This window comes from Fictibacillus nanhaiensis (assembly GCF_049537595.1).
Classification (GTDB): Bacteria; Bacillota; Bacilli; order Bacillales; family Fictibacillaceae; genus Fictibacillus; species Fictibacillus nanhaiensis_F.
This window is the reverse complement of sequence record NZ_JBMULM010000009.1, coordinates 32428-58293: the sequence shown is the minus strand read 5'-3', so window position 1 is coordinate 58293 and position 25866 is coordinate 32428. Positions and strand designations below refer to the sequence as shown.

General features: G+C 40.0%; 29 protein-coding genes and 2 rRNA genes. 30 read left to right on the top strand and 1 reads right to left on the bottom strand.

Annotated elements, in window-relative coordinates; all coding sequences use genetic code 11:
• The 13 genes from ACOZ9X_RS20795 to rsmI all read left to right on the top strand — a co-directional run.
• Positions 1 to 123: ribosomal RNA gene (locus ACOZ9X_RS20795) — 23S ribosomal RNA — on the top strand; the annotation flags it as partial.
• An 87-nt stretch (positions 124 to 210) separates the two neighbouring features.
• Positions 211 to 326, top strand: a 5S ribosomal RNA gene (gene rrf, locus ACOZ9X_RS20790).
• 921 nt (positions 327 to 1247) lie between these two features.
• Entirely contained in the window at positions 1248 to 1442 is a 195-nt protein-coding gene (locus ACOZ9X_RS20785) for a sigma factor G inhibitor Gin (protein WP_423419775.1), read from the top strand.
• 120 nt (positions 1443 to 1562) lie between these two features.
• Positions 1563 to 2987 carry an aminotransferase class I/II-fold pyridoxal phosphate-dependent enzyme gene (locus ACOZ9X_RS20780; protein ID WP_423419774.1) on the top strand — a complete coding sequence of 475 codons (1425 nt, stop codon included), beginning with the start codon at positions 1563 to 1565 and terminating at the stop codon, positions 2985 to 2987.
• 12 nt (positions 2988 to 2999) lie between these two features.
• Entirely contained in the window at positions 3000 to 3644 is a 645-nt protein-coding gene (gene tmk / locus ACOZ9X_RS20775) for a dTMP kinase (RefSeq protein ID WP_423419773.1), read from the top strand.
• A 15-nt stretch (positions 3645 to 3659) separates the two neighbouring features.
• Positions 3660 to 3989 (top strand): cyclic-di-AMP receptor, encoded by a 330-nt coding sequence (locus tag ACOZ9X_RS20770; RefSeq protein WP_066390471.1) that lies wholly within the window; start codon positions 3660 to 3662, stop codon positions 3987 to 3989.
• Between the two features lie 19 nt (positions 3990 to 4008).
• Positions 4009 to 4449 (top strand): YaaR family protein, encoded by a 441-nt coding sequence (locus ACOZ9X_RS20765; RefSeq protein WP_423419772.1) that lies wholly within the window; start codon positions 4009 to 4011, stop codon positions 4447 to 4449.
• Between the two features lie 14 nt (positions 4450 to 4463).
• Positions 4464 to 5453 carry a DNA polymerase III subunit delta' gene (gene holB, locus ACOZ9X_RS20760; RefSeq protein WP_423419771.1) on the top strand — a complete coding sequence of 330 codons (990 nt, stop codon included), beginning with the start codon at positions 4464 to 4466 and terminating at the stop codon, positions 5451 to 5453.
• A 4-nt stretch (positions 5454 to 5457) separates the two neighbouring features.
• Positions 5458 to 6288 carry a PSP1 domain-containing protein gene (locus ACOZ9X_RS20755; protein WP_144704786.1) on the top strand — a complete coding sequence of 277 codons (831 nt, stop codon included), beginning with the start codon at positions 5458 to 5460 and terminating at the stop codon, positions 6286 to 6288.
• Positions 6289 to 6303: 15 nt separating this feature from the next.
• Positions 6304 to 6657, top strand: a complete 354-nt coding sequence (yabA, locus tag ACOZ9X_RS20750; RefSeq protein WP_144704788.1) for a DNA replication initiation control protein YabA — start codon at positions 6304 to 6306, stop codon at positions 6655 to 6657.
• 337 nt (positions 6658 to 6994) lie between these two features.
• On the top strand, positions 6995 to 7744 hold the full coding sequence (locus ACOZ9X_RS20745; RefSeq protein ID WP_423419770.1) for a tRNA1(Val) (adenine(37)-N6)-methyltransferase: 750 nt from the start codon (positions 6995 to 6997) through the stop codon (positions 7742 to 7744).
• Positions 7734 to 8024, top strand: a complete 291-nt coding sequence (locus ACOZ9X_RS20740) for a GIY-YIG nuclease family protein (RefSeq protein WP_191755374.1) — start codon at positions 7734 to 7736, stop codon at positions 8022 to 8024. Before ACOZ9X_RS20745 ends, ACOZ9X_RS20740 begins: the two co-directional genes overlap by 11 nt.
• Positions 7996 to 8880 (top strand): 16S rRNA (cytidine(1402)-2'-O)-methyltransferase, encoded by an 885-nt coding sequence (gene rsmI, locus ACOZ9X_RS20735; protein ID WP_423419769.1) that lies wholly within the window; start codon positions 7996 to 7998, stop codon positions 8878 to 8880. The genes ACOZ9X_RS20740 and rsmI overlap by 29 nt, the downstream gene beginning before the upstream one ends.
• Positions 8881 to 9221: 341 nt before the next feature.
• On the opposite strand, the gene ACOZ9X_RS20730 is transcribed toward rsmI, so the two are convergent.
• Positions 9222 to 9506 (bottom strand): AbrB/MazE/SpoVT family DNA-binding domain-containing protein, encoded by a 285-nt coding sequence (locus tag ACOZ9X_RS20730; RefSeq protein WP_066238107.1) that lies wholly within the window; start codon positions 9504 to 9506, stop codon positions 9222 to 9224.
• Positions 9507 to 10218: 712 nt separating this feature from the next.
• Between ACOZ9X_RS20730 and metG the strand changes: the two genes are divergently transcribed.
• The 17 genes from metG to ACOZ9X_RS20645 all read left to right on the top strand — a co-directional run bounded on the left by metG (position 10219) and on the right by ACOZ9X_RS20645 (position 25788).
• The gene (gene metG / locus ACOZ9X_RS20725; RefSeq protein ID WP_423419768.1) at positions 10219 to 12180 is read left to right on the top strand and encodes a methionine--tRNA ligase; all 1962 of its coding nucleotides are present in this window, start codon (positions 10219 to 10221) and stop codon (positions 12178 to 12180) included.
• A 184-nt stretch (positions 12181 to 12364) separates the two neighbouring features.
• Entirely contained in the window at positions 12365 to 13132 is a 768-nt protein-coding gene (locus ACOZ9X_RS20720) for a TatD family hydrolase (protein WP_423419767.1), read from the top strand.
• 215 nt (positions 13133 to 13347) lie between these two features.
• A complete protein-coding gene (locus ACOZ9X_RS20715) occupies positions 13348 to 14571 on the top strand; it encodes a ubiquitin-like domain-containing protein (protein ID WP_423419766.1) in 1224 nt (407 codons plus the stop codon).
• A 191-nt stretch (positions 14572 to 14762) separates the two neighbouring features.
• On the top strand, positions 14763 to 15326 hold the full coding sequence (gene rnmV, locus ACOZ9X_RS20710) for a ribonuclease M5 (protein WP_423419765.1): 564 nt from the start codon (positions 14763 to 14765) through the stop codon (positions 15324 to 15326).
• A 6-nt stretch (positions 15327 to 15332) separates the two neighbouring features.
• Positions 15333 to 16208: a 16S rRNA (adenine(1518)-N(6)/adenine(1519)-N(6))-dimethyltransferase RsmA gene (rsmA, locus tag ACOZ9X_RS20705; RefSeq protein ID WP_197223299.1), complete on the top strand. Its 876-nt coding sequence runs from the start codon at positions 15333 to 15335 to the stop codon at positions 16206 to 16208.
• 87 nt (positions 16209 to 16295) lie between these two features.
• Positions 16296 to 17162 (top strand): sporulation peptidase YabG, encoded by an 867-nt coding sequence (yabG, locus tag ACOZ9X_RS20700; RefSeq protein ID WP_416730144.1) that lies wholly within the window; start codon positions 16296 to 16298, stop codon positions 17160 to 17162.
• Positions 17163 to 17480: 318 nt separating this feature from the next.
• Positions 17481 to 17741 (top strand): biofilm formation stimulator Veg, encoded by a 261-nt coding sequence (veg, locus tag ACOZ9X_RS20695; protein WP_423419764.1) that lies wholly within the window; start codon positions 17481 to 17483, stop codon positions 17739 to 17741.
• A 133-nt stretch (positions 17742 to 17874) separates the two neighbouring features.
• Entirely contained in the window at positions 17875 to 18057 is a 183-nt protein-coding gene (locus ACOZ9X_RS20690) for a small, acid-soluble spore protein, alpha/beta type (protein WP_423419763.1), read from the top strand.
• Between the two features lie 143 nt (positions 18058 to 18200).
• Positions 18201 to 19064, top strand: a complete 864-nt coding sequence (ispE, locus tag ACOZ9X_RS20685; RefSeq protein WP_423419779.1) for a 4-(cytidine 5'-diphospho)-2-C-methyl-D-erythritol kinase — start codon at positions 18201 to 18203, stop codon at positions 19062 to 19064.
• 60 nt (positions 19065 to 19124) lie between these two features.
• Entirely contained in the window at positions 19125 to 19955 is an 831-nt protein-coding gene (gene purR / locus ACOZ9X_RS20680; RefSeq protein WP_144704810.1) for a pur operon repressor, read from the top strand.
• Positions 19955 to 20329: a RidA family protein gene (locus ACOZ9X_RS20675; protein WP_423419762.1), complete on the top strand. Its 375-nt coding sequence runs from the start codon at positions 19955 to 19957 to the stop codon at positions 20327 to 20329. Before purR ends, ACOZ9X_RS20675 begins: the two co-directional genes overlap by 1 nt.
• Positions 20330 to 20947: 618 nt before the next feature.
• Entirely contained in the window at positions 20948 to 21238 is a 291-nt protein-coding gene (gene spoVG, locus ACOZ9X_RS20670; RefSeq protein ID WP_066238133.1) for a septation regulator SpoVG, read from the top strand.
• Between the two features lie 249 nt (positions 21239 to 21487).
• Complete coding sequence (gene glmU, locus ACOZ9X_RS20665; RefSeq protein WP_423419761.1) at positions 21488 to 22867, top strand: bifunctional UDP-N-acetylglucosamine diphosphorylase/glucosamine-1-phosphate N-acetyltransferase GlmU; 1380 nt, start codon at positions 21488 to 21490, stop codon at positions 22865 to 22867.
• A gap of 30 nt (positions 22868 to 22897) precedes the next feature.
• Positions 22898 to 23848, top strand: coding sequence for a ribose-phosphate diphosphokinase (locus ACOZ9X_RS20660; protein ID WP_066390512.1), 951 nt, complete (start codon positions 22898 to 22900; stop codon positions 23846 to 23848).
• 321 nt (positions 23849 to 24169) lie between these two features.
• Positions 24170 to 24832, top strand: coding sequence for a 50S ribosomal protein L25/general stress protein Ctc (locus tag ACOZ9X_RS20655; RefSeq protein WP_423419760.1), 663 nt, complete (start codon positions 24170 to 24172; stop codon positions 24830 to 24832).
• Positions 24833 to 24932: 100 nt separating this feature from the next.
• The gene (pth, locus tag ACOZ9X_RS20650; protein ID WP_423419759.1) at positions 24933 to 25493 is read left to right on the top strand and encodes an aminoacyl-tRNA hydrolase; all 561 of its coding nucleotides are present in this window, start codon (positions 24933 to 24935) and stop codon (positions 25491 to 25493) included.
• A 64-nt stretch (positions 25494 to 25557) separates the two neighbouring features.
• Complete coding sequence (locus ACOZ9X_RS20645) at positions 25558 to 25788, top strand: anti-sigma-F factor Fin family protein (protein WP_066390519.1); 231 nt, start codon at positions 25558 to 25560, stop codon at positions 25786 to 25788.
• Positions 25789 to 25866: the final 78 nt, after the last annotated feature.

Below are 25866 nucleotides of genomic sequence, written 5' to 3'. Positions count from 1 at the left end.
GATGAGATTTCCCATCACGCAAGTGAGTAAGACCCCTTAGAGATGATGAGGTTGATAGGTCTGGTGTGGAAGCGTGGTGACACGTGGAGCTGACAGATACTAATCGGTCGAGGGCTTATCCTTAAAAAGCATAACGTTTGGAAATGTCGTATCTAGTTTTGAGAGAACATACTCTCTAATTTCATAAATCATGGTTAACGTCATGATCGGTCTAGTGATGATGGCAAAGAGGTCACACCCGTTCCCATACCGAACACGGAAGTTAAGCTCTTTAGCGCCGATGGTAGTTGGGGGTCTCCCCCTGTTAGAGTAGGACGTCGCTAGGCAATGAGGAAGATGGATGAGAATCCATCTTCTTTTTTTGTGTTTTCAAAAGAAAATAAGGTGGTTTGGCGGCTGCCAAACTTCTGATTATGGGTGATTGAGGTGAGGAAGGCTCGGGGTATAAAGTATGCATCGGGCAGGGAGAGCGAACGGCCTTTATTTTTGATTTTAGACTTAATTGATGCTCGTTCCGACTTAATTCACTCTTCTTACGACTTAATTTTTCTTATCTAGAGACTTAATTCTGTGAGGAAAATACCCAGAGCGGTATTCTTCTAAGCTCAGCACATAACATCAAAATCATCTCAAACCCCTCAAAATAGGAAGAAGATTGCCACATCCATCTTCCACAACGCGATATTCTTCTGAAAAGCTTAAAATTTCATCTCAAAAGCTCCTCAAGTAGCTCCCTCAACCATCTTCCAAGTTAAAACACACTTAAACACCCCTGATCTTCCCCACAAAACCACTAATCAGCTATCCCCATCTACTCCATCCCACATAATTTCACGGTAATCGTGATTTTATTCACGGTAATCCTCCATATATTCACGGATAAGCTTTATAATTTCACGGATAAAAATTTTAATCGAATTTTCGACAAAATTAATCCCTCTCATTTAGTATCCCACTCACACAGTAAAGCTACCACACACTAAAACATCCTAAAAACTCACCAAACCCCTCAAATCATTCAAAAAGCAACTAATTTGCCTATCCAGCACATCAATTGGTTTTAAACCGCGTTACAGCGGGGATTATGGACCATGAAGACGCGAACTTGGTTTATTTTCATGAATTAAATGAAGACAGACACAACAAAGCCTAGAGATTCATACATTTTATAGAGTATCCAAAATAATCTGAATTAACGTATATGAATAAATTAATCTGGCAACAATGGCAATTATGGAGGTGGAAGAATGAAAGCGACAAAACAGTACGGGGAAATTTGTATGGTATGTGAAGAGAAGAAAGATCGAGGGTTACACATTCTTCATCAGTTTATTTGCCAAGAATGTGAACATAAAATCCTAACTGCGAAAACCAATGACGAATATTATAAACATTACTTATCCCAACTAAGAAAATTAAAATTAGTAAACGCGTCTTCCTAAGAAAACAGGCTATCCAACAGCCTGTTTTTTTGTTGCTGTAAATTCGTAGTATGAGAATCTGTGATAGAATAAAGATAGTAATAGAAGCAAAAAATGTTTGAAAAACAAAGGGATTTTGTAATGAAACAAGCACCGCTATATGAAGCGTTAATCAATCATAGTCGTACAAATAAATGGTCATTTCATGTTCCAGGACATAAGAATGGACATATTTTTGAAGAGAGAGCTAGAGCCCATTTTCAATCTGTATTACCATTAGATGTTACGGAGCTTTCAGGACTAGATGACTTGCATCATCCAGAAGGTGTGATCTTGAAAGCACAGCAGCTCTTGGCTAACTACTATAGAGTGAAACAAAGCTTTTTTTTAGTAAATGGAAGCACTTGTGGTAATCATGCCATGATCCTTTCTTCATTTAACGATGATGACATTGTATTCGTACAACGGAATTGTCATAAATCTGTGTTGAATGGATTAGAATTGGCTGGTGTTACTCCAGTTTTTCTTCATACTGAGATGGATGAAGATGGTGGATATCCATTAGGAGTGGATCTGCAAACCGTCAAACAAGCGGTTAATAATCATCCCAATGTAAAAGGGATTATTCTAACTAACCCTACGTATTATGGCTTGCAGCAAGATATTCAAGACATTGCTGATTTGATTCATAGTCTAGATGGAGTTGTCTTAGTCGATGAAGCGCATGGAGCACATTTCGGATTAAAGGATATGCCGATCAGCTCGATACATAAAGGAGCAGACATGGTTGTGCAATCTGCGCATAAGACTCTACCGGCTCTAACGATGGGCGCTTATTTACATGTGAACAGCGAACGAGTAGATATTCACCGTCTAAAGCATGCTCTGCAGTTAGTACAGTCTAGCTCCCCATCCTATCTGATCATGGCTTCACTTGATCTTAGCCGACTATACCTTGAAAATTTGAACAACGATGAGATCAATCGTATCTTGTCTCAAAGTGAAGATATGAGAAAGTACATAGATTCACTTCCTCATCTCAAAGTAATGAAAGCTTCAGATCGGTATGAGATTGATCCATTAAAGATTACCGTTCAGTCTGATAGGGAATTATCAGGGTATGAGCTTCAGGAGTTGTTTGAAAAAGAGGGATTGTTTACAGAGTTGGCAGACGACCGCAATGTTTTGTTCGTTTTGCCGCTTGGTCCGCTAAACGATTCCACTGACTTACAAAGGGTATTGAAAAAAGTAGCCGATCAACTTCCACGTTATAATAAAAGAGAACGAACAAAACAATCTCTTACGGACGTTCTACAAGTGAGTCGTTTATCACTATCGTATAGAGAAATGAGAGGTTTACAGTCGAAATCTCTGTCGATGATGGATTCAGAAGGACAGATCGCAGCAGAAGCTGTCATTCCTTATCCACCAGGAATTCCACTTGTCGCTAAAGGAGAAAAAATTACTTCGAAACATATAGGTGAGTATTTTACATTAAAAAAGAAAGGTGCTCGGTTCCAAGGAATTACCGAGAACCATATGATATATGTTTTTGATCATAGGTAAGGGGCAGTAATCGTGAATGGTTTATTTATTACACTAGAAGGACCGGACGGGTCAGGAAAAACAACACAAATTGCGAAGGTCGCTGAGTATTTACGAAAGCACGAGGTGGATTTTATCCAAACGCGTGAACCTGGTGGGACAGCTATCAGCGATAAGATACGAGCGCTTGTCTTAGATCCAGAGCATAAAGAAATGCATGATCTGACAGAAGTTCTACTCTACGCGGCTTCGCGTGCACAGCATGTACATGAAAAGATTATTCCGGCATTAGAAGAAGGAAAAGTCGTACTCTGTGATCGGTTTGTTGATGCGTCGCTTGCCTACCAGGGGTTTGGTCTTGGGGTAGGTGAGGAACGTGTGCTGCAAGTCAACAACATTGCAACGAGTGGACTTGTACCCCACCGCAGTTATTTTGTAGATGTTTCTCCGCAAGTTGGAAAAGAACGGATGAAAGCTCGCTATGGAACAGAGAATCTAGACCGAATCGAACAGAAAGACCTTTCTTATCATGAACGTGTGAGAGAAGGGTTTGCTCAAATCTTTTCGAGACAAGCTGAACGGATCGTTCGAATCAATGGTGAACAGAGCCCTGATGCTGTGTTTGAAGAAATCATAAAGGATTTAGATCAACTTTTATCGAATCATAAGAAAAAGTAGAGAGGGGCATTTGCCATGAAAATGATTATAGCCGTTGTTCAAGATAAAGACAGCAACCGATTGCAAGATGCGCTTGTTGATAAAAACTACCGTGCTACAAAACTCGCGACAACAGGAGGATTTTTGAAAGCAGGGAACACAACGTTTATGATTGGTGTGGAAGATGCTCAAATCGATGATGTTATGGAGATTATTCGGGAGAACTGCAAGAGCCGTAATCAGATGGTGGCACCCGTTTCGCCAATGGGAGGCAATGCAGATGCATATGTGCCATATCCGGTTGAAGTTGAAGTAGGCGGAGCGACTGTATTTGTTCTGCCCGTTGAAAGCTTTCAGCAATTTTAAACAAATTTGAGGGGTTATTATGAAAATTGGCCAAGATATAAGACCCATTCTGGATACGAAGCAGAACGATGGAAAGATCGGTAAAAAACCATCTCTATCATTTGGTGAAGCTGTGTCCAAACAAAGTGAGAAATTACATTCCGAACAGTTAACAAGACTGTTAGGTGATATAGAGAATCAAGGCAAGAGACTGCTTCAATCACAAACGGTACGAGATCTGCAGCTGTATAAGAACTTGGTTCAACGTTTTGTAAAAGAAGCCGTTGATTTCGGCATGCAGCTTAAACAGAATAAAAGCTGGAACGAACAAGGCAGGTCGCGCACTCTTAAGCTCGTTAAAGAAGTAGATGAACATCTGATCGAGCTGACAGAAGCTGTTCTAAGCCAAGAGAAGGATTCGATCACTCTGCTTGATAGAATCGGAGAAATTAAAGGTTTGTTAGTTAATTTATATACGTAGTAGGTGAGTACGATATGGTGAGCTGGGAAGAGTGCAGCAAAACACAGCCTCGTGTTGTGAAATTATTAAAGAACAGTATACGAAAACAGCGCCTTGCTCATGCATATATTTTTGAAGGGGCACATGGAACAGGAAAGATGGCGACCGCAACGGTTCTTGCTAAAACGTTTCTTTGCAGAAACAGTGAGGATGGAAACCCTTGTGAAAGCTGTCCGAACTGCAAGAGAATCACATCTGGCAACCACCCTGATGTACATATCATCACGCCAGATGGCCAAAACATTAAGATCGATCAGATAAGAGGACTTCAAAAAGAGTTTGCTTATAGCGGGATGGAGTCATCAAAAAAGGTATACATCATCGAGCATGCCGATAAGATGACCGTTCAGGCGGCAAACAGCCTTTTAAAGTTTTTAGAAGAGCCGGGAAACGATACGATCGCTCTTCTTTTAACAGAACAGGTTCATCGTTTGCTCGATACGATTCGTTCAAGGGCACAGACATTAACCTTTTCACCCCTTCCACCGCAAGGGATTCTAGAAAAATTACTACAAGATGATATACCAAAGCCATTAGCTATGTTAGCGTCCTCTTTGACATCAGATTATGCAGAAGCACTCGAAATTTGTAGGGAAGAGTGGTTTGCACAAGCAAGAGCCAAAGTGATACAATTAACGGAGGACTTGAGGCTCCGGCCTGATTACTGTCTTGTTGTACTGCAAGATCAGTATTTAAGTTTTTTCAAAGAAAAAGATCAGTTACGTTTAGCTTTAAACTTACTTTTGATCTGGTATCGAGATCTTTTATCTATACATTTATCAAACTCGGAAAACGTTGTGTTTTTCGATCAGCTTCAAGCATTAGAGCAGCAGGTTCTTCACACTTCGCAAAAAAAGACGGGTGAAGCCTTGCAAGCGATACTGACTGCCCAAGCTAGACTCAGGAGCAACGTCAGCCCCTTGATGGTGATGGAGCAGTTGGTTTTACGATTACGGGAGGGATAAAACCTTGTATGAGGTAGTGGGAATCCGCTTTAAAAAAGCGGGTAAAGTTTATTATTTCGACCCCGGCGACCTTGAAGTGAAAAAAGACGCGTTTGTCATTGTGGAAACAGCGCGTGGAATAGAATATGGCAAGGTAGTTATCGATAAGAAACTAGTCGGGGAGAATGATGTTGTTCTTCCTTTAAAAAAGGTCGTTCGGCTCGCGACACAGAAAGACATTTTGTCTGTAGAAGAAAATAAAGCAGCCGCTAAGGAAGCGTTCCAAAGTTGTGAGGAAAAAATCATCGAACATAAGCTAGACATGAAGCTTGTCGATGTCGAATATACGTTTGATCGAAACAAGATTATCTTTTATTTCACAGCAGACGGAAGAATCGATTTCCGGGAGTTGGTCAAAGACCTGGCTTCTATCTTCCGTACTAGAATTGAACTCAGGCAGATCGGTGTTAGGGATGAAGCGAAGATGCTGGGCGGAATTGGTCCGTGTGGACGAATGCTTTGCTGTTCAACATTCCTTGGAGATTTTGAGCCCGTCTCGATCAAGATGGCAAAAGATCAGAACCTTTCTTTAAATCCTGCGAAAATTTCAGGTCTTTGCGGCCGTTTGATGTGTTGTTTGAAGTATGAGAACGACTATTATGAAGAAGCTAAAGAAGAAATGCCTGATGTTGGTGAAGAGATTATGACCCCTCATGGTGTTGGTCGCGTTGTCGGCTTGAACTTGCTAGAGAAGGTCATCCAAGTGAACATTCCAGCCATGGAAAGAACGACAGAGTTCACTTTGGACGAGCTCGCTGGTAAGAGAGAGGAATTATTCAGTCAGGCCACAGAGTAAAAAGAGGTGGAATTCGTGGAAAAGAAAACAATATTTTCCCGCGTAGTACAGATGGAAGAGCAAATCACGGTGCTGTCAAAGCAACTGGAAGATTTCAAGACTCATTTGGCTGCACTAATTGAAGAAAACCACCATCTCGTGATGGAAAATGAAAATCTGCGAAACAAGCTGAATGCCGATCAAAAGCGGAGTTCTGTTAAAAAGTCTGTAGCCTCTAAAGCCAAGAAAGAACCTACTGATATTGGTGAAGGTTATGATAACCTGGCACGTCTCTACCAAGAAGGATTCCACATCTGCAACCTTCATTACGGCAGTGTACGTTCAGAGGGAGATTGTTTGTTTTGTCTTTCATTTTTAAATAAGAAATAAACGCCTTTCCAAATGGGAAGGCTTCTTTTTATATGGTAGTGTTTGTGCGGAAAGTGGCGAGTCCCTGAAAGATGAACATTCATATAAGGGTATACGAGAGAGAGTAGCTTGCGGAATTTGTCGACGATTGTAGACTCGTGGATAAACTACAAAAACTTTTGGATTGAGAGCCAAAACTCGTGGATAAACAGCCAAAACTTCTGGATTGGAACCAAAAACTCTTGGATTGAACGAGCTGAATAGCCACCTAAGTATATTAATACCAGTTTCGGGTTCCGAAACTGGCATATATAATCAAAAATTCAACCTATTATATAGAAGAAAGAGAGGGAAGACTGTGAGTGATCTAATGCAAGATGAACGGATTGATTTTTTAGTACATGAAGATTTAAAAATCATACAAAGTCCCTCTGTTTTTTCTTTTTCACTAGATGCCGTGTTATTAAGCCGTTTCGTATGGGTTCCGATTCAAAAGGGGAAAATCATTGATCTGTGCAGCGGTAATGGTGCTGTTGCTCTTTTGTTAAGCAAGCGGTCAAAAGCAAAGATTACGGGAGTAGAGATTCAGGAAAGACTGCACAGTATGGCAACGAGGAGTGTAGCATTAAACCATCTAGAAGAACAGGTTCAGATGGACTTAGCAGATATAAAAGACGCTCCCTCTGCGTATGGCTATGGTTCGTTCGATGCCCTCACTTGTAATCCACCGTACTTTGCATCTGTACATGAAGAAGATTTTAACCAGAACGAACACCTTGCTATCGCGCGTCACGAAATTCACTGTTCGTTGGAAGATGTTATTCGTGTAAGCAGTCAGCTTGTGAAACAAGGCGGCAAAGTTGCAATGGTTCATCGGCCGAACAGGCTTATGGAGATTTTAGCTTATATGAGAGAATATAAACTTGAACCAAAAAAACTGCAGCTGATCTATTCGAAAGCTGGAAGTGAAGCGAACATGCTTTTAATAGAAGGAATGAAGAACGGTAAACCTGATCTGCACATTCTGCCTCCTGTTACGGTGTATGGGGAAGACGGTCAATACACGGAACAGTTAAAAAGGATGTTCTATGGCGAAGATGGAAAATAATACGCACTTTCTATATATCCTCGAATGTAAGGACGGAAGTTATTATACCGGGTATACAAATGATCTAGAAAAGCGCTTTAAAAAGCATGAAGAAGGAAAAGGCGCCAAGTATACGAGGGGAAGAGGACCTTTAAAGCTTGTCTTTCAACAGGCTTTTCCTACCAAACAAGAAGCGATGCGTATGGAGTTTGCTGTAAAAAAGCTAAACCGTGCTCAAAAAGAAAGAATGATAAAAGAGGGAAGTGTTTCTTATGTGGCAGCAAAAGAGCTACAGCAGTGATACATACAGCGGCATGCTGTACTTAGTTCCAACACCGATCGGCAACTTGGAAGATATGACATATCGCGCGGTCCGTATACTAAAAGAATCCGATGTGATCGCGGCAGAAGATACTAGACAAACAAAAAAACTATGCAACCACTTTGAAATCAACACACCTCTAACAAGTTATCATGATCACAACAAACAACAGAGTGGCAAGAAGCTTTTAGAAGAATTAAAAGAAGGAAAACAGGTTGCTCTTGTTACAGACGCAGGAATGCCGGGTGTTTCAGATCCGGGATATGAATTAGTCGTTCAGTGCGTAGAAGAAAAGATACCCGTTATCCCGTTGCCAGGCGCAAACGCCGCCCTACCGGCCCTTGTGGCATCAGGACTCAATACCGAGTTGTTTACCTTTTACGGTTTTTTACCACGTGGAAAAAAAGAAAAAAAGCTGGAACTTGAAAATCTAAAACGATTTCCATCCACCCTTCTTTTCTATGAAGCACCACACCGACTTAAAGAAACACTTCAAGCTATGAGCAGCGTACTAGAAAATCGAAACATCGCTGTCGTTCGTGAACTCACCAAAAAATACGAAGAGATCACTCGCGGAACTTTACAAGAAGTATCAGAGTTCTTCAGCCAAGGAGACACAGAAATCCGTGGGGAGTTCTGTTTAGTTGTAGAAGGCAGTGGAAATAAAGAATTCGAAGCAGAAGAAGAAGAACAATGGTGGAAATCGTTATCTGTCAAAAATCATGTCGAACACTATGTCGAAAAAGGCGAAAAACCAAAAGAAGCCATAAAATTAGCAGCAGTAGACCGAAACGTACCAAAGCGGGAAGTCTACCAAGAATATCACGGGTTGTAGGCTATAAGGGTAGAGTATGATAAGATCGGCTTTCGGCTTTTAACCATCAATGACAACTAAAATTCCCGTATCTTTTAAGAATTGCTGTTTTTATATCTTTAATCTTTTATTTCTTCAATGAATAGTTGATTGAAGTGTAAGGTGCGAGACTCCTGGGGGATCAGCGGGACAGGTGAGACACTTAACCGTGCGAAGCACGAAGTGGCTCACCGCACGCCCCCCGGAAAGCGAGCGCCTGAAACGGAAATCAACCACTTCCAAAAGCATCGAAGAATACAACGAAGATTAAACCTAAACAAAGGAAAAGAGCCTTCTAAAGCGAAGGCTCTTGTTTGTTAGGCTTATTTTGATGTTTGAAGTTGCTTTTGAAGTTCTTCCATTACCTCTTTAGCACCTTCACGGCTAAGGATGATCTTTCCTCCTGCAACTGTGTAGTTATCATCAGAAACTTCACCAGTTACTGCACAAGTCATGTTTGGCTTGTATTTCTTAAGGATGATACGGTCATCATCAACATAAATTTCTAAAGCATCTTTTTCTGCAATTCCTAAAGTACGGCGTAATTCGATCGGAATAACGACACGTCCTAGTTCGTCCACCTTACGTACAATTCCTGTAGATTTCATAATAAAATCTCTCCTCTCAAATATATAAAAGATTTCCCTATCTATTTAAATCGTCAGAATTCGACAAAATCCTACGAGAACATCTTACCAAGATTTCCAATTGTCGTCAATAGTTTTGACTTAAACATTTTATAGTCTTTTACCATTGAATTTACTAGACTATACCCATATTATAATACTTCCAAAACCCTGAATTGGAAGAAATATTCATATATTGTCATAAAAAATTCAAGAATGTGTAAAAGATGAAAATTTTTAACTGGAAATATTGCTAAAATAATACGTCAAATTTCGACAAAACTAACAACGAAAAAATACTATCCAATTTTCCTTTTCGTCCAACCGCTAGTATGCCTTGACACGCTTTCCATGCATTAGGTATATTTTGAAGGAAGAAAAGAGAATAATGAAAGTATTTACATAGAAATCTTTCGCTTACTTTTTTACTTTTATGTCCTAATGCAAACAGTTTCTTATAATATTGTAAAAAGATACATTTCCCGTTACAGTTAGATTTTTCCTAACAGAAACACAAATAGCCCCTAAATGGAGGGGCTTTTTTTCCACTATTAGAAAGTGTAACTTGTTAGCACGATGTTGTTGGACGTTGCACAATTTTATATAGTACAAGCGCAACCAAGGCTGACGCGAAAGATTGGCGTCAGCCAAGTTTTCTTTTACTATAAGGTTATTATTTTGAGGAGGGGCTAGAATGGCGAAACCAACATTCTATATTACAACACCTATTTATTACCCAAGTGGCAAACTGCATATCGGCCATGCATACACAACAACAGCTGGAGATGCGATGGCTCGTTACAAGCGTCTTAAAGGTTTTGACGTTATGTATCTAACAGGAACGGATGAGCATGGTGAAAAGATCCAGAAGAAAGCAAACGAACAAGGTCTTCATCCTCTTAAGTACGTAGACGGTATTGTTGATGATATTAAAGCTCTGTGGAAAAAGATGGACATCTCTTATGATGATTACATCCGTACAACAGAGGACAGACATAAGAAATCTGTCGAAAAGATTTTTCAGCAGCTTCTTGATCAAGATGATATCTATTTAAGTGAATACGAAGGCTGGTATTGTACGGATTGTGAATCCTTCTTTACAGAGCGTCAGCTTGAAGATGGAAAATGTCCAGATTGCGGCCGTGAAGTGAAGAAAGTTAAAGAAGAAAGTTACTTCTTCCGCATGAGTAAATATGCAGATCGCTTATTGGCTTATTATGAAGAAAATCCATCATTTATTTTCCCAGAGTCACGTAAGCGTGAGATGATCAACAACTTTATCAAGCCGGGTCTAGAAGATTTGGCTGTATCACGTACTTCTTTTGATTGGGGAGTAAAAGTGCCAGGTAATCCAAAGCATGTGATTTATGTATGGATCGATGCATTGTCTAACTATATTACGGCACTAGGATATGGCAGTGAGAACGAAGAGAAATTCAAACAATATTGGCCAGCTGATGTTCACTTGATGAGTAAAGAGATCGTTCGTTTTCACACGATCTATTGGCCGATCATGTTGATGGCACTAGATCTACCTTTACCGAAACAAGTTATTGCACATGGATGGCTCTTGATGAAAGACGGCAAGATGTCAAAGTCCAAAGGAAACGTAGTGGATCCTAATGTTCTGATCGATCGTTACGGATTGGATCCGCTGCGCTACTACTTGCTACGTGAAGTTCCGTTTGGTTCAGATGGTGTATTTACGCCAGAGAGCTTCGTAGATCGAGTAAATGCTGATCTTGCAAACGATCTAGGTAACTTGCTGAACCGTACGATTGCGATGATCGGTAAATACTTTGATGGAGAGATCCCTTCATATGAAGGAAAAGTGACTGAGTTTGACGGGACACTTCAAGAGTTTGCACTAGAAACAGTAAGAAAAACAGAAGAAGCGATGGAAAAACTAGAGTTCTCCATCGCGCTTTCAACGATCTGGCAGTTAGTCAGCCGTACGAACAAATATATTGATGAGACTCAGCCGTGGGTATTGGCGAAAGACGAAGCTAAAAAAGGTGAGCTCGGAAGTGTTATGTATCATTTAGCAGAGTCGATCCGCATTGTGTCTGTATTGATCCAGCCATTCATGACAGAAACGCCAGCGAAGATCTGGAGTCAGTTAGGTCTTGCTGACAAGAGTCTTACAGAATGGGATTCTCTAAAAGAGTTCGGTGCTATCCCTCCTAAAACGAAGGTTGAGAAGGGTGATCCGATCTTCCCTCGTTTAGAGACAGAGGTAGAAGTAGAATTTATTAAAAATTCTATGGGGGGCTCTTCTGCTCCTGTAGCAGAAGAACCGAAGAAAGAAGAAGTACCAGCTGCTGATGAGAAACCAGAAATAACAATCGATGACTTCATGAAAGTGGACCTTCGTGTAGCAACGGTTCTTGAAGCAGAACCTGTAAAGAAAGCAGATAAACTCTTAAAGCTTCAATTAGACTTAGGCTATGAAAAACGCCAAGTCGTGTCTGGTATTGCACAGTATTACAAGCCAGAAGACCTTGTCGGTCAAAAAGTGATCTGCGTAACAAACTTGAAACCAGTCAAATTACGCGGCGAACTTTCACAAGGAATGATTCTAGCTGGCTCTTCCGATGGCCAGTTAACTTTAGCTACCGTTGACCCGTCACTTCCAAACGGGTCAAAAGTAAAATAAACACAAAAAGCGGGGAGCATTTCCCCGCTTTTTTGTCATTTTTAGTTCATTTGGCAGTGATTTCCTGTGATCTTACCGTCAAAGATAGGACTTTTAACCTACGTTGTAACTAACTTGTAATGCTACTGTTACCCGAATGAATGGAAAATGTGATAAGATTTGTAAAGTTGAGAGGATGTACACTATGTTTGACACACATGCACATTTAAATGCAACACAGTTTGAAGAAGATCGCGAAGAAGTGATTCATCGGGCTTTAGATGAAGGTGTAACACATATTGTTGTTGTCGGTTTTGATCGTGAAACGATTAAAGGTGCGATGCAGCTGGCAGAGCAATACGACTTTATCTATGCTTGCGTAGGGTGGCATCCAGTGGATGCGATCGACATGACGGATGAAGATCTGGATTGGATTGAAGAACTAGCAGCACACCCAAAAGTTGTTGCCCTTGGCGAGATGGGACTCGATTATCATTGGGACAAGTCGCCTGCCGATGTTCAGAAAGAAGTTTTCCGACGCCAGATTCGACTTGCTAAGAAGGTAAAGCTTCCGATCGTTATTCATAACCGTGAAGCAACGCAAGATGTTGTAGACATATTGAAAGAGGAAGAAGCTCATGAGGTTGGCGGTATCATGCACTGCTATAGCGGGAGCATCGAAGTTGCACGTCAATGTATGGATATGAATTTTTACATAAGTTTTGGTGGACCAGTAACGTTCAAGAATGCAAAAAAGGTTAAGGAAGTCGCTGCTGAAATTCCGTTGGACCGGCTCTTGATTGAAACAGATTGTCCTTATTTAAGTCCTCATCCGTTAAGAGGAAAAAGAAATGAACCATCTTATGTAAAGTATGTTGCAGAAACACTTTCTGAATTAAAAGATCTTCCACTTGAAGACATCATAGAGAAAACATCCGACAACGCGTTCCGAATTTTTAACATGAACCGATAGGGGATGTTGTCGGAAATTATCAAAGCATAAGAAATATCGTGTTAATCTTTTAAGAATTGACAAAAGAGAAAGGAAATTTGTCAAACGGTTTTCCTTTCTTTTTTTCTTCTTTTACGCTCATAATGGCCTTGGGTCAATTCATGGCGAAAAGGAGGGTGATTTGACAGAGAGAAAAAAGATATTTATAATGCAGTCCTTGTAGGGGAGGAAATTGAATGAATAGGAATATTACAGCTTTGTTCTCACGTTTCACAAAGAAGAAAGTCTATCTTTCCATCGTTGCTCTTTTCGTTTTAGCCGTAACTTGTGGGTTCGTAGGTTATGAAACTACGAAAGCTAATGTAACGCTAAACCACGACGGAAAGAAAACAGAAGTGAACACGCATGCTAACACAGTTAGAGAATTATTAAGCGAACAAAACATAAAGATAAATCAACATGATTCAGTTAAACCAGGTCTTGATGCCAAGGTAACTGACAACATGAAGATCGATTATTTACAAGCAAAAGAAATCAACCTTACCGTGAACGGCAAGGAAAAAACGATATGGACGACAGCAAAGACTGTTGAACAATTCGTTCAAGAACAGCAGCTAACGTTAAAAGAGCATGATTCTATTAAGCCAAATCTGACTGCTGATATTAAGGATCAAGGTAAGATCCAGATCGAATCAGCATTCCCGGTTAAGCTTGTTGTAGGCGGAAAAGCTCAGCAAGTTTGGACCACTTCGACTACCGTCGCTGACCTTTTGAAGCAACAAAAGGTATCTTTAGGTGAAATTGATCGAGTAACACCTGCTAAAACAGCTAAAATATCTGGCAAAACACAGGTGGAAGTCATCCGAGTAGAAAAGGTCACCGATGTAGTGGAAGAAGAAACACCGTTTGCTGTTGTTAACCGTAAAGACAGCGGGTTAACAAAAGGTAAAGAGCGTGTCGTGCAAGATGGAACAAAGGGTAAACGTGAAAAGCGCTTTGAAGTAGTTATGGAAAATGGGAAAGAGATTTCCAGAAAACTGATCAGCGAAAAAACGTTATCAGATAGCTCAGATAAAATTGTTGCTGTTGGTACTAAAGCAAAGCCACAGCCAAAACCACAGCCGGTTGTATCTCGTAGCCAATCTGCATCAGCATCAAGCAGTTCTGGCGGACGAGAAATAACGGTAACAAGTACAGCTTATACAGCTAATTGTGCTGGTTGCTCAGGAATTACGGCTACTGGATTTAATTTAAAATCTAATCCAAATGCGAAAGTTATAGCAGTCGATCCTAGTGTGATTCCGCTTGGCTCAAAAGTGTATGTTGAAGGATATGGATATGCCATTGCTTCAGATACTGGGGGAGCAATTAAGGGTAATAAGATTGACGTATTCTTTTCTTCACAGTCACGAGCAGAGTCTTGGGGAAGAAAATCAGTTAAAATTCGCATCATTAATTAATATTAAGAGCATGGGGAAAAAATCCCTGTGCTTTTTTTGTGCGCGGGGACAACGAGATCGCAAAACGATTCTCATTACTCTGAAGTCCTAGACTTTCTTGACGCCTGGGGTATACTAGTAAAAGATGTTTTGTCGTTCAATACATTAGACGTTGCAATACCTAAAAAGGTTTCACCGTTTTGGAGGAAATCATGAAAAAAATCAAAGAAATTATTGTAGTTGAAGGAAAAAGCGATACGCTTGCTATAAAACGATCTGTATTAGCAGATACAATAGAAACAAATGGTTCAGAAATTAGTATAGATACGTTAAACCGCATCAAAAGAGCACATGAGACCCGAGGGATCATTGTTTTTACCGATCCTGATTTTCCTGGCAAGAGAATACGAGAGATCATTTCGGAGTATGTGCCAGGCTGTAAACACGCTTATTTAGAAAAAGTAGATGCCATCGCAAAAGGAGATAAGGGTGTAGGCGTAGAGCATGCATCAAGGGAATCCATTGTCAATGCGCTTGAACATGTTAGAGAAGAACTATTAGAATCAGAGGATGAGTTAATCACATGGGACGATCTGATGGCTGCAGGATTAACGGGCGGCCCTGATTCAAAACATAGACGCGAAGTGATCGGAAGAGAGCTGCGCTTAGGTTATATGAATGCAAAACAACTACATAAACGTCTTAATATGTTCAGAGTCACACCAGAGGAATTTGAGCAGGCGTTAAAGGCGCTTTATAGCAATGAGGAGGAATAAAAGCATATGAGAAAAGATATATCGACTCCGCAATCGACGAAAGCAATACTGGAGAAGCATGGCTTTACGTTTAAAAAGAGTCTGGGTCAAAATTTCCTGATCGATCGTAATATTTTAAACAATATTGTAAATGCGGCAGATTTAACAGAGGATTCAGGCGTCATTGAAATTGGTCCAGGAATCGGAGCATTAACCGAGTTTATCGCAAGATCTTCCAAAAAAGCAGTGGCGTTTGAGATCGACCAACGCCTTCTACCTATATTAGAAGAAACATTAGCTCCTTATCCGCATGTAGATGTCATCCATAGTGATGTGTTAAAAGCGGATATTCATGCTGTTATTAAAGAACACTTTGAAGAAGGACAAGATCTAATGGTTGTTGCGAACTTGCCGTATTACGTCACAACACCGATCATTATGAAACTTCTTCAAGATAAGCTTCCGATCAGAGGCATCGTATGTATGATTCAAAAAGAGGTCGCGGACCGTCTTGCAGCTTCACCGGGTACAAAGGATTATAACTCGTTATCGATTGCGATCCAATATTACGCAACAGCTGAGACGATGATCAAAGTTCCTAAGACCGTTTTTGTTCCAGCTCCAAATGTTGATTCATCTGTCATTAAGCTGACACTTCGAAAAGAACCAGCAGTATCAGTTAAGGATGAAGACTTCTTCTTTACTGTTGTAAGGTCATCATTTGCACAAAGAAGAAAGACACTTTGGAACAACCTAACAAGCCAGCTCGTCCCAAAAGATAAGAAAGAAGAGCTTCAAACGATACTAGAATCGATCGATATCGATCCTAAACGTCGTGGAGAAACCCTTTCTATAGAGGAATTCGGAAAATTAGCTGATGCTCTTTTACCTCTTGTAAAATAAACCTCATTTTTCCCCCGTCTCTCACATAACCTTATAAAAGGAACAGAGGGAGCTATGGAGCTTGTTACTCCGAATAGGGGGAGTAAAATGAAACTAGAGATTGGATCAATTGTAAGCAGAAACTCTTACAAACGAGATTTACTATTTCGGGTTGTAGGATTCAGTGAGGATCGGACCATTGCTGAACTCGCTGGAGAAGAGCTAAGACTATGGGCAGATGCTCCTATCGATGACTTATTCGTCGTTGATGACAAGCATATGTCTGAACATAGGCAAGTCGAAAAAGAAAAAGAAGAGTCTTCATTAAAACTATTTAGGCAGGACTATTATTTATTAAGACAAAAACGTGAGTATTTATCAACGAATGGATATCAATATGATCAATCCTACTTTGAGCTTCCTGGCAGAGTGCTTCATATTGACGGAGACCCTTTATACTTAAATAAATGTTTGGAGCTTTATAAGAAGCTGGGAGTGCCTGTGTATGGCATTCATATGAAGGAATCAGAGATGCCTGAGAAAGTTCCTGCGCTTGTGGATGAGGTTAGACCTGATATTCTTGTTATCACGGGTCACGATGCGTATATGAAGTCAAAAGGCGATGTGACAGATGTGAATGCATATCGTCATACAAAATATTTCGTTAGAACCGTTCGCGAAGTTAGAAGAAAATATACACATCTCGATCATTTAATGATTTTTGCAGGTGCCTGTCAGTCTCATTTTGAATCATTAATAAAAGTAGGCTCTAATTTTGCCAGCTCACCTGCTCGTATAAATATCCACGCGCTCGATCCGGTCTATATTGTCTCAAAGATCAGTTTGACTTCTTTTATGGACCGCGTAAACGTCATGGACGTCCTCCGCAACACCTTAACAGGTAAAGAAGGATTAGGCGGTGTTGAGACAAAGGGATTCCTAAGAACAGGAATGCCCATAAAATCAAAACCATAACTCATCGAACTCCGGAGAAATTCGGAGTTTTTTGCGTTGTGATCTCATCTGAACACCCCTATATTTGACGCGCTTTTTGTCGTACTAAAAAAAAGATAAATGAAAGAAATTTATATCAAAAGTGCCGAAATTAAACAATTATTTGTAAGAAATATTCATTTTATACATAATGTACAGGAAATTTGGCATACTAAAAAAAGCAAAAAAAGGATATTTGGTCATTGACATTAAAATGCTTTGCTTGCTATAATGAAAATTTTAATTTGACAAAAAAACACGATTTGTGTTATAATTTGTCTAAGTGAGGTGGAGCCTAAAATGGGTAAAACAATAGTGGACATTAAACGCTCTTTAGAGTCCAACGTGGGTAGAAGACTTTCTTTACGTGCGAACGGTGGTCGACGTAAAACAATCGAACGACTTGGAACACTGGAAGAAACATACCCTGCAGTTTTTATTATCAAATTAGATCAGGACACCAACGCTTTTGAACGTGTTTCTTATAGTTACGCGGATGTACTCACAGAAACAGTAGAACTTACATTCTTAGAAGATACACAAGCAGCAATCGGGCAGTAAGAGTCTTTACTGCTATTTTTTTTACTTGCTGGTTGTGGTCTGGCATAATAAATACATATAATCAGCACCATCACGTAAGATAAAACCCCTTTTGGAGATACTATGATGTATCGCATATGAAAGGGGTTTTCTTATGGGACGAAGAAAAAATGGGATGATGTCTGAAGGGTTAAAGACAGAGATCGCGAAAGAACTTGGCTTTTATGATACTGTTCAGCGTGATGGTTGGGGCGGAATTCGCTCTAAAGACGCAGGAAATATGGTAAAACGGGCTCTAGAGATTGCTGAACAACGCTTTAACAACGAGAACAGATAAATATGCGGTAGTTTTAGCCGGAGGCCAATCGTGTCTCCGGTTTTCCTCTACAGGGAAGGTTTGATTTTTTCTATATATCACGCCACATACTGTGTTACTATTAAAAATATCAAAATTGTGCAAGACGGTAGGCAGGGATAATGATGACAATTAATAAAGTATCCATTAAAGCTCCAGCAAAAATTAATCTGTCTCTCGATGCGTTGCGTAAAAGAGAAGACGGATTTCATGAAGTGGCTATGGTAATGACAACGGTAGATCTGGCTGATCGGATCGAACTAACTTTATTAGAGGCAGACGAAATTAAAATCGAAAGTTCCGGTGGCTTTGTGCCACTTGATGAACGAAATCTAGCCTTTCAAGCAGCATTGCTTTTAAAGAAAACATTTAACATTACTAAAGGTGTTTATATACATATATCTAAGCACATTCCTGTTGCAGCCGGATTAGCGGGTGGAAGCAGTGATGCGGCAGCTACATTAAAAGGGCTTAATGAACTATGGGGACTTGGCCTGTCATTGGATGAATTGGCTGAGCTCGGTGCGAAGATCGGTTCAGACGTTTCTTTTTGCGTGTATGGAGGAACAGCTTTAGCGACGGGTAGAGGTGAAAAGATCCATCATATCTCATCACCGCCTCCTTGTTGGGTCCTCTTAGCTAAGCCGCCGATCGGAGTTTCTACAGGTGAAGTGTATCGAAACTTAAGGCTTCAAGGCATCAAGCATCCCGACGTAGAAGGGATGGTCAGAGCCATCGAGGAAAAAGATTACGATAAGATCTGCAGCCTTCTAGGAAATGTTTTAGAATCGGTTACGCTCAAGATGTATCCGGAAGTAAAGCACATTAAAGAGCAGATGATGCGCCTTGGAGCAGACGCTGTGCTTATGAGTGGGAGCGGCCCAACTGTTTTCGGTCTGTTTCAGCACGAATCTCGACTTCAAAGAGTGTATAACGGTTTAAGAGGCTTTTGTCATGAAGTTTATGCTGTTCGTTTATTAGGGGAATGATTGATAAAATCCGTATAAAAATGGTATATTATCTTCAAACATTCGGTTTTGGAGGATAATATGAAATTAAAAAGAAGCGGAAGAATGGTAGATTTAACAGGTTACCTTCTTCACCATCCCCATCAACTCATCCCTTTATCTTATTTTGTAGAACGGTATGAATCGGCGAAATCATCGATCAGTGAAGATCTTGCTATTATTAAAGAACATTTTGAACAGCACGGCTTAGGTCATGTTCAAACGGTTCCAGGTGCAGCCGGTGGCGTTAAATATATTCCAGGCATAGATCAAGCAGAGGCGGAAGAAACGGTAAAAGAACTTGTTGAGCTTCTTGAAGACCCTAGTCGTATCTTACCTGGAGGGTATTTGTACGTCACAGATATCATCGGAAACCCAAGATTAGTGAACCAGATCGGAAGGCTGTTCGCATCTGCTTTCTCATCTCGGAAAATTGATGTAGTGATGACGATCGCAACAAAAGGTATCCCGCTTGCATACGCAGTAGCGACACATCTAAACGTTCCTGTCGTCGTTGTACGAAGCAACAGCAGAGTAACAGAAGGGTCTACCGTAAGTATTAACTATGTTTCGGGTTCAACCAAACGTATTCAGACGATGGCTCTTGCAAGAAGAAGCATCAAACAAGGGTCACGTGTACTCATCATCGATGACTTTATGAAAGCGGGCGGAACGATCAAGGGAATGATCAGTTTGATCGAAGAGTTTCAAGCACACATTGAAGGTATCGGTGTTCTCGTTGAGGCTCAAGAAGTTTCAGAAAGACTTGTAGATGATTATGTTTCCATTGCACGACTTGCACAAGTGAACGAAAAAGAAAATCGCATCGAAGTGGAAAAAGGTAACTACTTTCTAAACGGAGGTCAAGCATAATGAAAAAAATTCATACAGAAGAAGCACCAGCAGCAATCGGCCCTTATTCTCAAGGAATCATAATCGATCAGTTATTTTTCAGTTCAGGTCAGATTCCTCTTACGAAAGAAGGCATCATGATCGATGGAGATGTGAAGGAACAGACTCATCAAGTTTTTCAAAACCTGCAAGCGGTATTGAAAGAAGCAGGATCTTCGCTTGATCAAGTCGTAAAAGCAACGGTATTCATTAGCGACATGAACGAGTTTGCTGATATTAATGAAGTGTATGCTGAATATTTCAACGAACATAAACCAGCACGCTCTTGTGTAGAAGTTGCAAGACTTCCAAAAGACGCAAAAGTAGAAATAGAAGTTATCGCACTTACAAAATAAGTCCTTTTTAGGGCTTATTTTTTTTTTGCGTCTAGCTGTATTTTTAAAAGATTAGTTTATGTAGCAAAATGCTAGGCTACGGCTTTGGGGCTTGAGGGTATAGGGATGGCTATTTGTTGTCGAAATATGTAAACTCGCCGATATATGAGGAAAACTCGCCGGATTATATGAAAAACTCGCTGAATTATCTTCATAATTTCTAGAAATAATCTTACTATTTCTTGATTTCCTTATGTAGTACCCTATTGGGTATAATCAGATACCATTTGAAACAATCAAAAATAACTCAAATCCACCTATTTTTCTCTTAAAATGTTTTTACTGTTCATTTCATTCTTGGAATGGATTATTTTCATTTAAAAAAGGAATCATTAATCTTCTAAATTTACGATTATTGAGCAAAAAGTTATCTTGCTTCTATCTCGACTAGCAAATTTCCGCTTAACCTATATAAACGACCTTTAAAAGGTAAAAAACACTCTATAAGAACTTTAAAATACCAGACTAGAAGGGTGTCACAAATTTTTTAAAAATTTTTATTATTCAAAGAAGGATTTTGTAAAAAGCTGCAGAATTGTAGTATTACGTTCTTATTTTGGAAAAAGGTGGTGTTTGTGAATGGAAGTGACTGACGTAAGATTACGCCGTGTAAATACAGAAGGTCGTATGAAAGCGATTGCCTCCATTACAATCGATCATGAATTTGTTATTCATGATATTAGGGTAATTGATGGCAATAATGGAATGTTCGTAGCTATGCCAAGCAAACGAACACCAGATGGAGAGTTCCGTGATATCGCGCATCCGATCACGTCTAGTACACGTGAGAAGATCCAAAACGCGGTGTTAACAGAATATCACCGTATGGGAGAGATGGAGTCTGCTTTAGAAGAAGCAGGAGCTTCTTAATATCTCAATAAGAATTTAGAGCCTAGTCAGAATGATTGGGTTCTTTTTATTTGCTCTTTTTTTCCTCATAAGAGAGAACCTTCCTATATATACCCCTTACATATGAAAAAATCACCCCATTTTTCAATAAAATTTATCAAACCATTGACAATCCCATGTCACTTCTTGAAATGACTACGTGTTTAAGATATATTCGTAATGGTATGTTAAGAATTATTTAAGATTTAGGAAAATGGATGGAGGTTCACAATGACAAATCGCTATGCGGTCATTCTTGCTGCGGGTCAAGGAACAAGGATGAAATCCAAGTTATATAAAGTGTTGCATCCTGTTTGTGGGAAACCGATGGTTCAACATGTGGTTGATCAGATCAACTCTCTTCAAATGAAACAGTTGGTGGCTGTTGTCGGCCACGGTGCTGAAAAAGTTCAAGATCAATTGGGCTCTGACGTTCAGTACGTGCTTCAAGAAGAGCAGCTTGGTACAGCACATGCTGTTATGCAAGCTGAAAACGCCCTAGCAAATAAAGAAGGAATCACACTTGTTGTTTGTGGTGATACACCTCTTATTACATCGGAAACAATGGAAAAACTCATTGCAGAACATGAGTCTCTTGGTGCAAAAGCTACCATTCTTACAGCTAAGGCTGAGGACCCAACTGGGTACGGACGTATTATACGTAACAGTGAGGGAACAGTTGAGCGCAATGTAGAGCACAAAGATGCATCTGAAGAAGAGCGTAAAGTTACTGAGATCAATACAGGAACTTACTGCTTTGATAATAAGGCGCTATTTGATGCGCTAAAACAAGTTAACAACGAAAATGTACAAGGCGAATATTATTTGCCAGATGTTATAGAGATTTTAAAAAATGCAGGTGAAGTTGTAGCTGCTTATCAAACACCTGATTTTAACGAAACATTAGGTGTTAATGATCGAGTAGCGTTATCGCAAGCTGAACGTTATATGAAGAAACGAATTAACGAACGTCATATGAGAAATGGTGTTACGCTGATTGATCCTGATCAAACCTACATTTCTGATGATGCAGAAATCGGTAGCGATACGGTCATCTATCCTGGGACTGTCATCTTAGGACAAACAAAAATAGGGGAAGAGAACATTATCGGACCTCAATCTGAGATCAAAGATAGTGTTATCGGAAGTGGAAACACGATTCGTCAATCTGTTATTCACGACAGTGAAGTTGGAGATCTGACGGCAATCGGTCCATTTGCTCACATCCGTCCGAAGTCCGTTCTTGAGAACAAAGTAAAGATCGGTAACTTTGTAGAAATAAAAAAATCTGTGATGAGTACAGGTAGTAAAGCGTCTCATCTTAGCTATATCGGTGATGCTGAGATTGGAAAAGATGTTAACTTAGGCTGCGGGTCTATCACAGTGAATTACGATGGTAAGAACAAGTTTTTAACAAAGGTTGAAGATGGTGCGTTTATTGGCTGTAACTCTAACTTGGTTGCTCCGGTTACCGTTGGCAAGAATGCTTATGTTGCAGCTGGCTCAACAATAACAGATGATGTACCTGCTGAGTCATTATCCATCGCGAGATCGCGTCAAACTGTTAAAGAAAACTATGTTCAAAAGCTAAACGAAAAACAAAACCAATAATTTTAAGAGTGGGGAAGGATGGAGCCATCAATGAGTACGTATGTAGATCCTACATTGAAAGTTTTCACGTTAAATTCTAACAAGGAATTATCAAAGGAGATTGCTCAGCACATTGGAATTGAGCTTGGAGAAAGTTCAGTTACAAAGTTTAGTGACGGGGAAATTCAGATTAACATTGAAGAAAGTATTCGTGGCTGTGAAGTTTACGTTATTCAATCTACAAGTGATCCCGTTAACCAACATTTAATGGAACTTTTAATCATGATTGATGCATTAAAGCGTGCTTCTGCAAAAACGATTAACGTAGTAATGCCTTACTATGGTTATGCGCGTCAAGACCGTAAAGCACGTGCACGTGAGCCGATCACAGCTAAACTTGTAGCTAACCTGCTTGAAACTGCTGGTGCAACACGTGTTATTGCAATCGATCTTCATGCGACTCAAATTCAAGGTTTCTTCGATATCCCAGTTGACCAATTACTTGGAGTGCCGATCTTAGCAAATTATTTTGCGAACAAAGAATTAGATGATATCGTAATCGTATCGCCTGATCATGGCGGAGTTACTAGAGCAAGAAAGATGGCTGATCGCTTGAAAGCACCAATCGCTATCATTGATAAGCGTCGCCCTCGCCCGAACGTATCTGAAGTTATGAACATCGTTGGTAATATTGAAGGAAAAACAGCAATCTTAATCGATGATATTATCGATACGGCTGGAACGATCACTCTAGCAGCTAATGCACTTGTAGAAAACGGCGCGAAAGAAGTTTATGCATGCTGTACGCACCCGGTTCTTTCAGGCCCTGCAATGGATCGTATCCAGAACTCTTCTATTAAAGAGCTAGTAGTTACAAACACAATCGTTCTTCCTGAAGAGAAGAAGATTGATAAAGTAACACAGCTTTCTGTAGCTCCTTTATTAGGAGAGGCAATCATTCGCGTTCACGAGCAACTATCTGTATCTAAATTGTTTGATTAAGATCATATAAATCTCTTCCATAGAGATTGTTGCATTCTCATCTTGAAAAGTTGATTGAAGTGGAAGGTGCGAGACTCCTGGGGGATCAGCGGGACAGGGGAGACTCTTAACAGCGCAGAGCGCTAAGAGGCTCACCTCACGCCCCCTGGAAAGCGAGCATCCTGAAACGGAAATCAACCACTTCCAAGAGCAACAAGGAAAACACTAATCAACTTTCGCTTAAGAAGTACTTGCTAAATCGATTTCTAACTTCGCGTTTTAAAATCTTTCAGTTCGGGTAATGCTTTAAAGAGACTCGAAATAGGAAAGGTGGATCTCATTATGGCAACGAATCTAACAGTCGAAAAAAGAAATACAGACAAACGTTCGATCTTAACGGAATTAAGAAATAAAGGACAGTTCCCAGCGAACCTTTATGGTTACGGAACGAAAGCTATTTCTTTATCCGTTGATGAGCCTGAATTTATTAAAGCTTACAGAGAAGTAGGAAAGAATGGCGTACTCAAATTAAAAGTAGATGGAAAAGATTATTCTGTCATGGTACAGGATATGCAAGTTCATCCTCTAAAAAATGCTGTTACGCACGTAGATTTTCTAGCAATTGACTTAAATAAAGAAACAGAAGCAGAGGTGCCGGTTGTACTAACAGGTGAATCTGTTGGTGTTAAGGAAGGTGGCGTATTGCAACGTGTACTTGCAACAGTAAACGTTAAAGCATTACCTGCTGACTTCCCAGAACAACTAGAAGCTTCTGTTGAAGAATTAAATATAGGGGATTCCTTATCAGTTAAGGACTTGCCAACAGGTAAAAAATACGAAATTCTTCACGAGGAAGACGAAGTAATTGCGAGTGTAACACCTCCAAAACTTCAAGATGAAGAAACGGACGAAGAAACAGAAGAAGCGGATGCAGAAGGAGATGCTCCAGAATCCTCTGAATCTGTTGCTGATGACAGTCAGGAAGAAGAAAAGAAAGACGAATAGAATGAATGAACATAAAAACGCAGCGGTCGCTGCGTTTTTATTCTGTTATCCCAATTGTGTATAATGTTAATAAGACAATTGAAGGTAAGGTGAACATAAAGTGAAATTGTTTATTGGGCTCGGGAATCCCGGATCTCGTTTTGATGGTACCCGGCATAATATAGGTTTTGAAGTTATTGATACATTATCAGACTCCTTAAACATCCCCCTGCAACAGACAAAGTTCAAAGGCATTTACGGAACAGGTATTATTAATGGAGAAAAAGTATTCTTATTAAAGCCTCTAACCTATATGAATTTATCTGGAGAATGCATCGGGCCTTTTATGGATTACTTTCAGATTCCATTAGAAGACATGATCGTCGTGTACGATGACCTTGATACGATTCCAGGAAAACTAAGACTTCGTACAAAGGGAAGTGCAGGCGGGCATAACGGTATTAAATCCATGATCGCTCACCTTGGCACGCAAGAATTTAAAAGAATCCGATTTGGTATCGGACGTCCTACGAACCAACAACCAGTTCCAGACTTCGTATTAAATCGTTTTTCTAAAGAGGAATCGGTAGATATCGAACACGGTATCGACCGATCTGTGAAAGCATGTGAAGCTTTTCTTGAAACACCGTTTGATAAAGTTATGAATAAGTTTAACGGCTAAAGAATAGATTACTCATGTTCCGCTCATAATGGTTAGTATAATGCTAACCGAAAGGGGACTGTGCATGGCTATTCATTACCGGTGCAGGCATTGTAAAACACATGTGGGTACGATTGATCACCACACTGTGAATGCAGCACAACTTGGATTTGAAACATTAAGTAACGAAGAACGGCAGGAATTACTCTCCTATAAAGAGAATGGAGATATAGAAGTTACGACGACATGTGAGGATTGTCAGGATACGCTAGAACGTAATCCGGAGTATCATACGCTGAAATCCTTTATTCAATAAGGTAATGCTTTGGCCACAGCCTATCTAAGCGGGCCAAAGCCTTTTTCTGTTTAAAATAGCTGTTTTCGTATTCCTTTG

Coding starts and splice junctions, on each gene's coding strand:
- ACOZ9X_RS20785 (WP_423419775.1), top strand. CDS start 1,248: ATGAAAGCGACAAAACAGTACGGGGAAATTTGTATGGTATGTGAAGAG.
- ACOZ9X_RS20780 (WP_423419774.1), top strand. CDS start 1,563: ATGAAACAAGCACCGCTATATGAAGCGTTAATCAATCATAGTCGTACA.
- ACOZ9X_RS20770 (WP_066390471.1), top strand. CDS start 3,660: ATGAAAATGATTATAGCCGTTGTTCAAGATAAAGACAGCAACCGATTG.
- ACOZ9X_RS20765 (WP_423419772.1), top strand. CDS start 4,009: ATGAAAATTGGCCAAGATATAAGACCCATTCTGGATACGAAGCAGAAC.
- holB (WP_423419771.1), top strand. CDS start 4,464: ATGGTGAGCTGGGAAGAGTGCAGCAAAACACAGCCTCGTGTTGTGAAA.
- ACOZ9X_RS20740 (WP_191755374.1), top strand. CDS start 7,734: ATGGAAAATAATACGCACTTTCTATATATCCTCGAATGTAAGGACGGA.
- rsmI (WP_423419769.1), top strand. CDS start 7,996: ATGTGGCAGCAAAAGAGCTACAGCAGTGATACATACAGCGGCATGCTG.
- ACOZ9X_RS20730 (WP_066238107.1), bottom strand. CDS start 9,506: ATGAAATCTACAGGAATTGTACGTAAGGTGGACGAACTAGGACGTGTC.
- metG (WP_423419768.1), top strand. CDS start 10,219: ATGGCGAAACCAACATTCTATATTACAACACCTATTTATTACCCAAGT.
- ACOZ9X_RS20720 (WP_423419767.1), top strand. CDS start 12,365: ATGTTTGACACACATGCACATTTAAATGCAACACAGTTTGAAGAAGAT.
- ACOZ9X_RS20715 (WP_423419766.1), top strand. CDS start 13,348: ATGAATAGGAATATTACAGCTTTGTTCTCACGTTTCACAAAGAAGAAA.
- rnmV (WP_423419765.1), top strand. CDS start 14,763: ATGAAAAAAATCAAAGAAATTATTGTAGTTGAAGGAAAAAGCGATACG.
- rsmA (WP_197223299.1), top strand. CDS start 15,333: ATGAGAAAAGATATATCGACTCCGCAATCGACGAAAGCAATACTGGAG.
- yabG (WP_416730144.1), top strand. CDS start 16,296: ATGAAACTAGAGATTGGATCAATTGTAAGCAGAAACTCTTACAAACGA.
- veg (WP_423419764.1), top strand. CDS start 17,481: ATGGGTAAAACAATAGTGGACATTAAACGCTCTTTAGAGTCCAACGTG.
- ACOZ9X_RS20690 (WP_423419763.1), top strand. CDS start 17,875: ATGGGACGAAGAAAAAATGGGATGATGTCTGAAGGGTTAAAGACAGAG.
- ispE (WP_423419779.1), top strand. CDS start 18,201: ATGACAATTAATAAAGTATCCATTAAAGCTCCAGCAAAAATTAATCTG.
- purR (WP_144704810.1), top strand. CDS start 19,125: ATGAAATTAAAAAGAAGCGGAAGAATGGTAGATTTAACAGGTTACCTT.
- ACOZ9X_RS20675 (WP_423419762.1), top strand. CDS start 19,955: ATGAAAAAAATTCATACAGAAGAAGCACCAGCAGCAATCGGCCCTTAT.
- spoVG (WP_066238133.1), top strand. CDS start 20,948: ATGGAAGTGACTGACGTAAGATTACGCCGTGTAAATACAGAAGGTCGT.
- glmU (WP_423419761.1), top strand. CDS start 21,488: ATGACAAATCGCTATGCGGTCATTCTTGCTGCGGGTCAAGGAACAAGG.
- ACOZ9X_RS20660 (WP_066390512.1), top strand. CDS start 22,898: ATGAGTACGTATGTAGATCCTACATTGAAAGTTTTCACGTTAAATTCT.
- ACOZ9X_RS20655 (WP_423419760.1), top strand. CDS start 24,170: ATGGCAACGAATCTAACAGTCGAAAAAAGAAATACAGACAAACGTTCG.
- ACOZ9X_RS20645 (WP_066390519.1), top strand. CDS start 25,558: ATGGCTATTCATTACCGGTGCAGGCATTGTAAAACACATGTGGGTACG.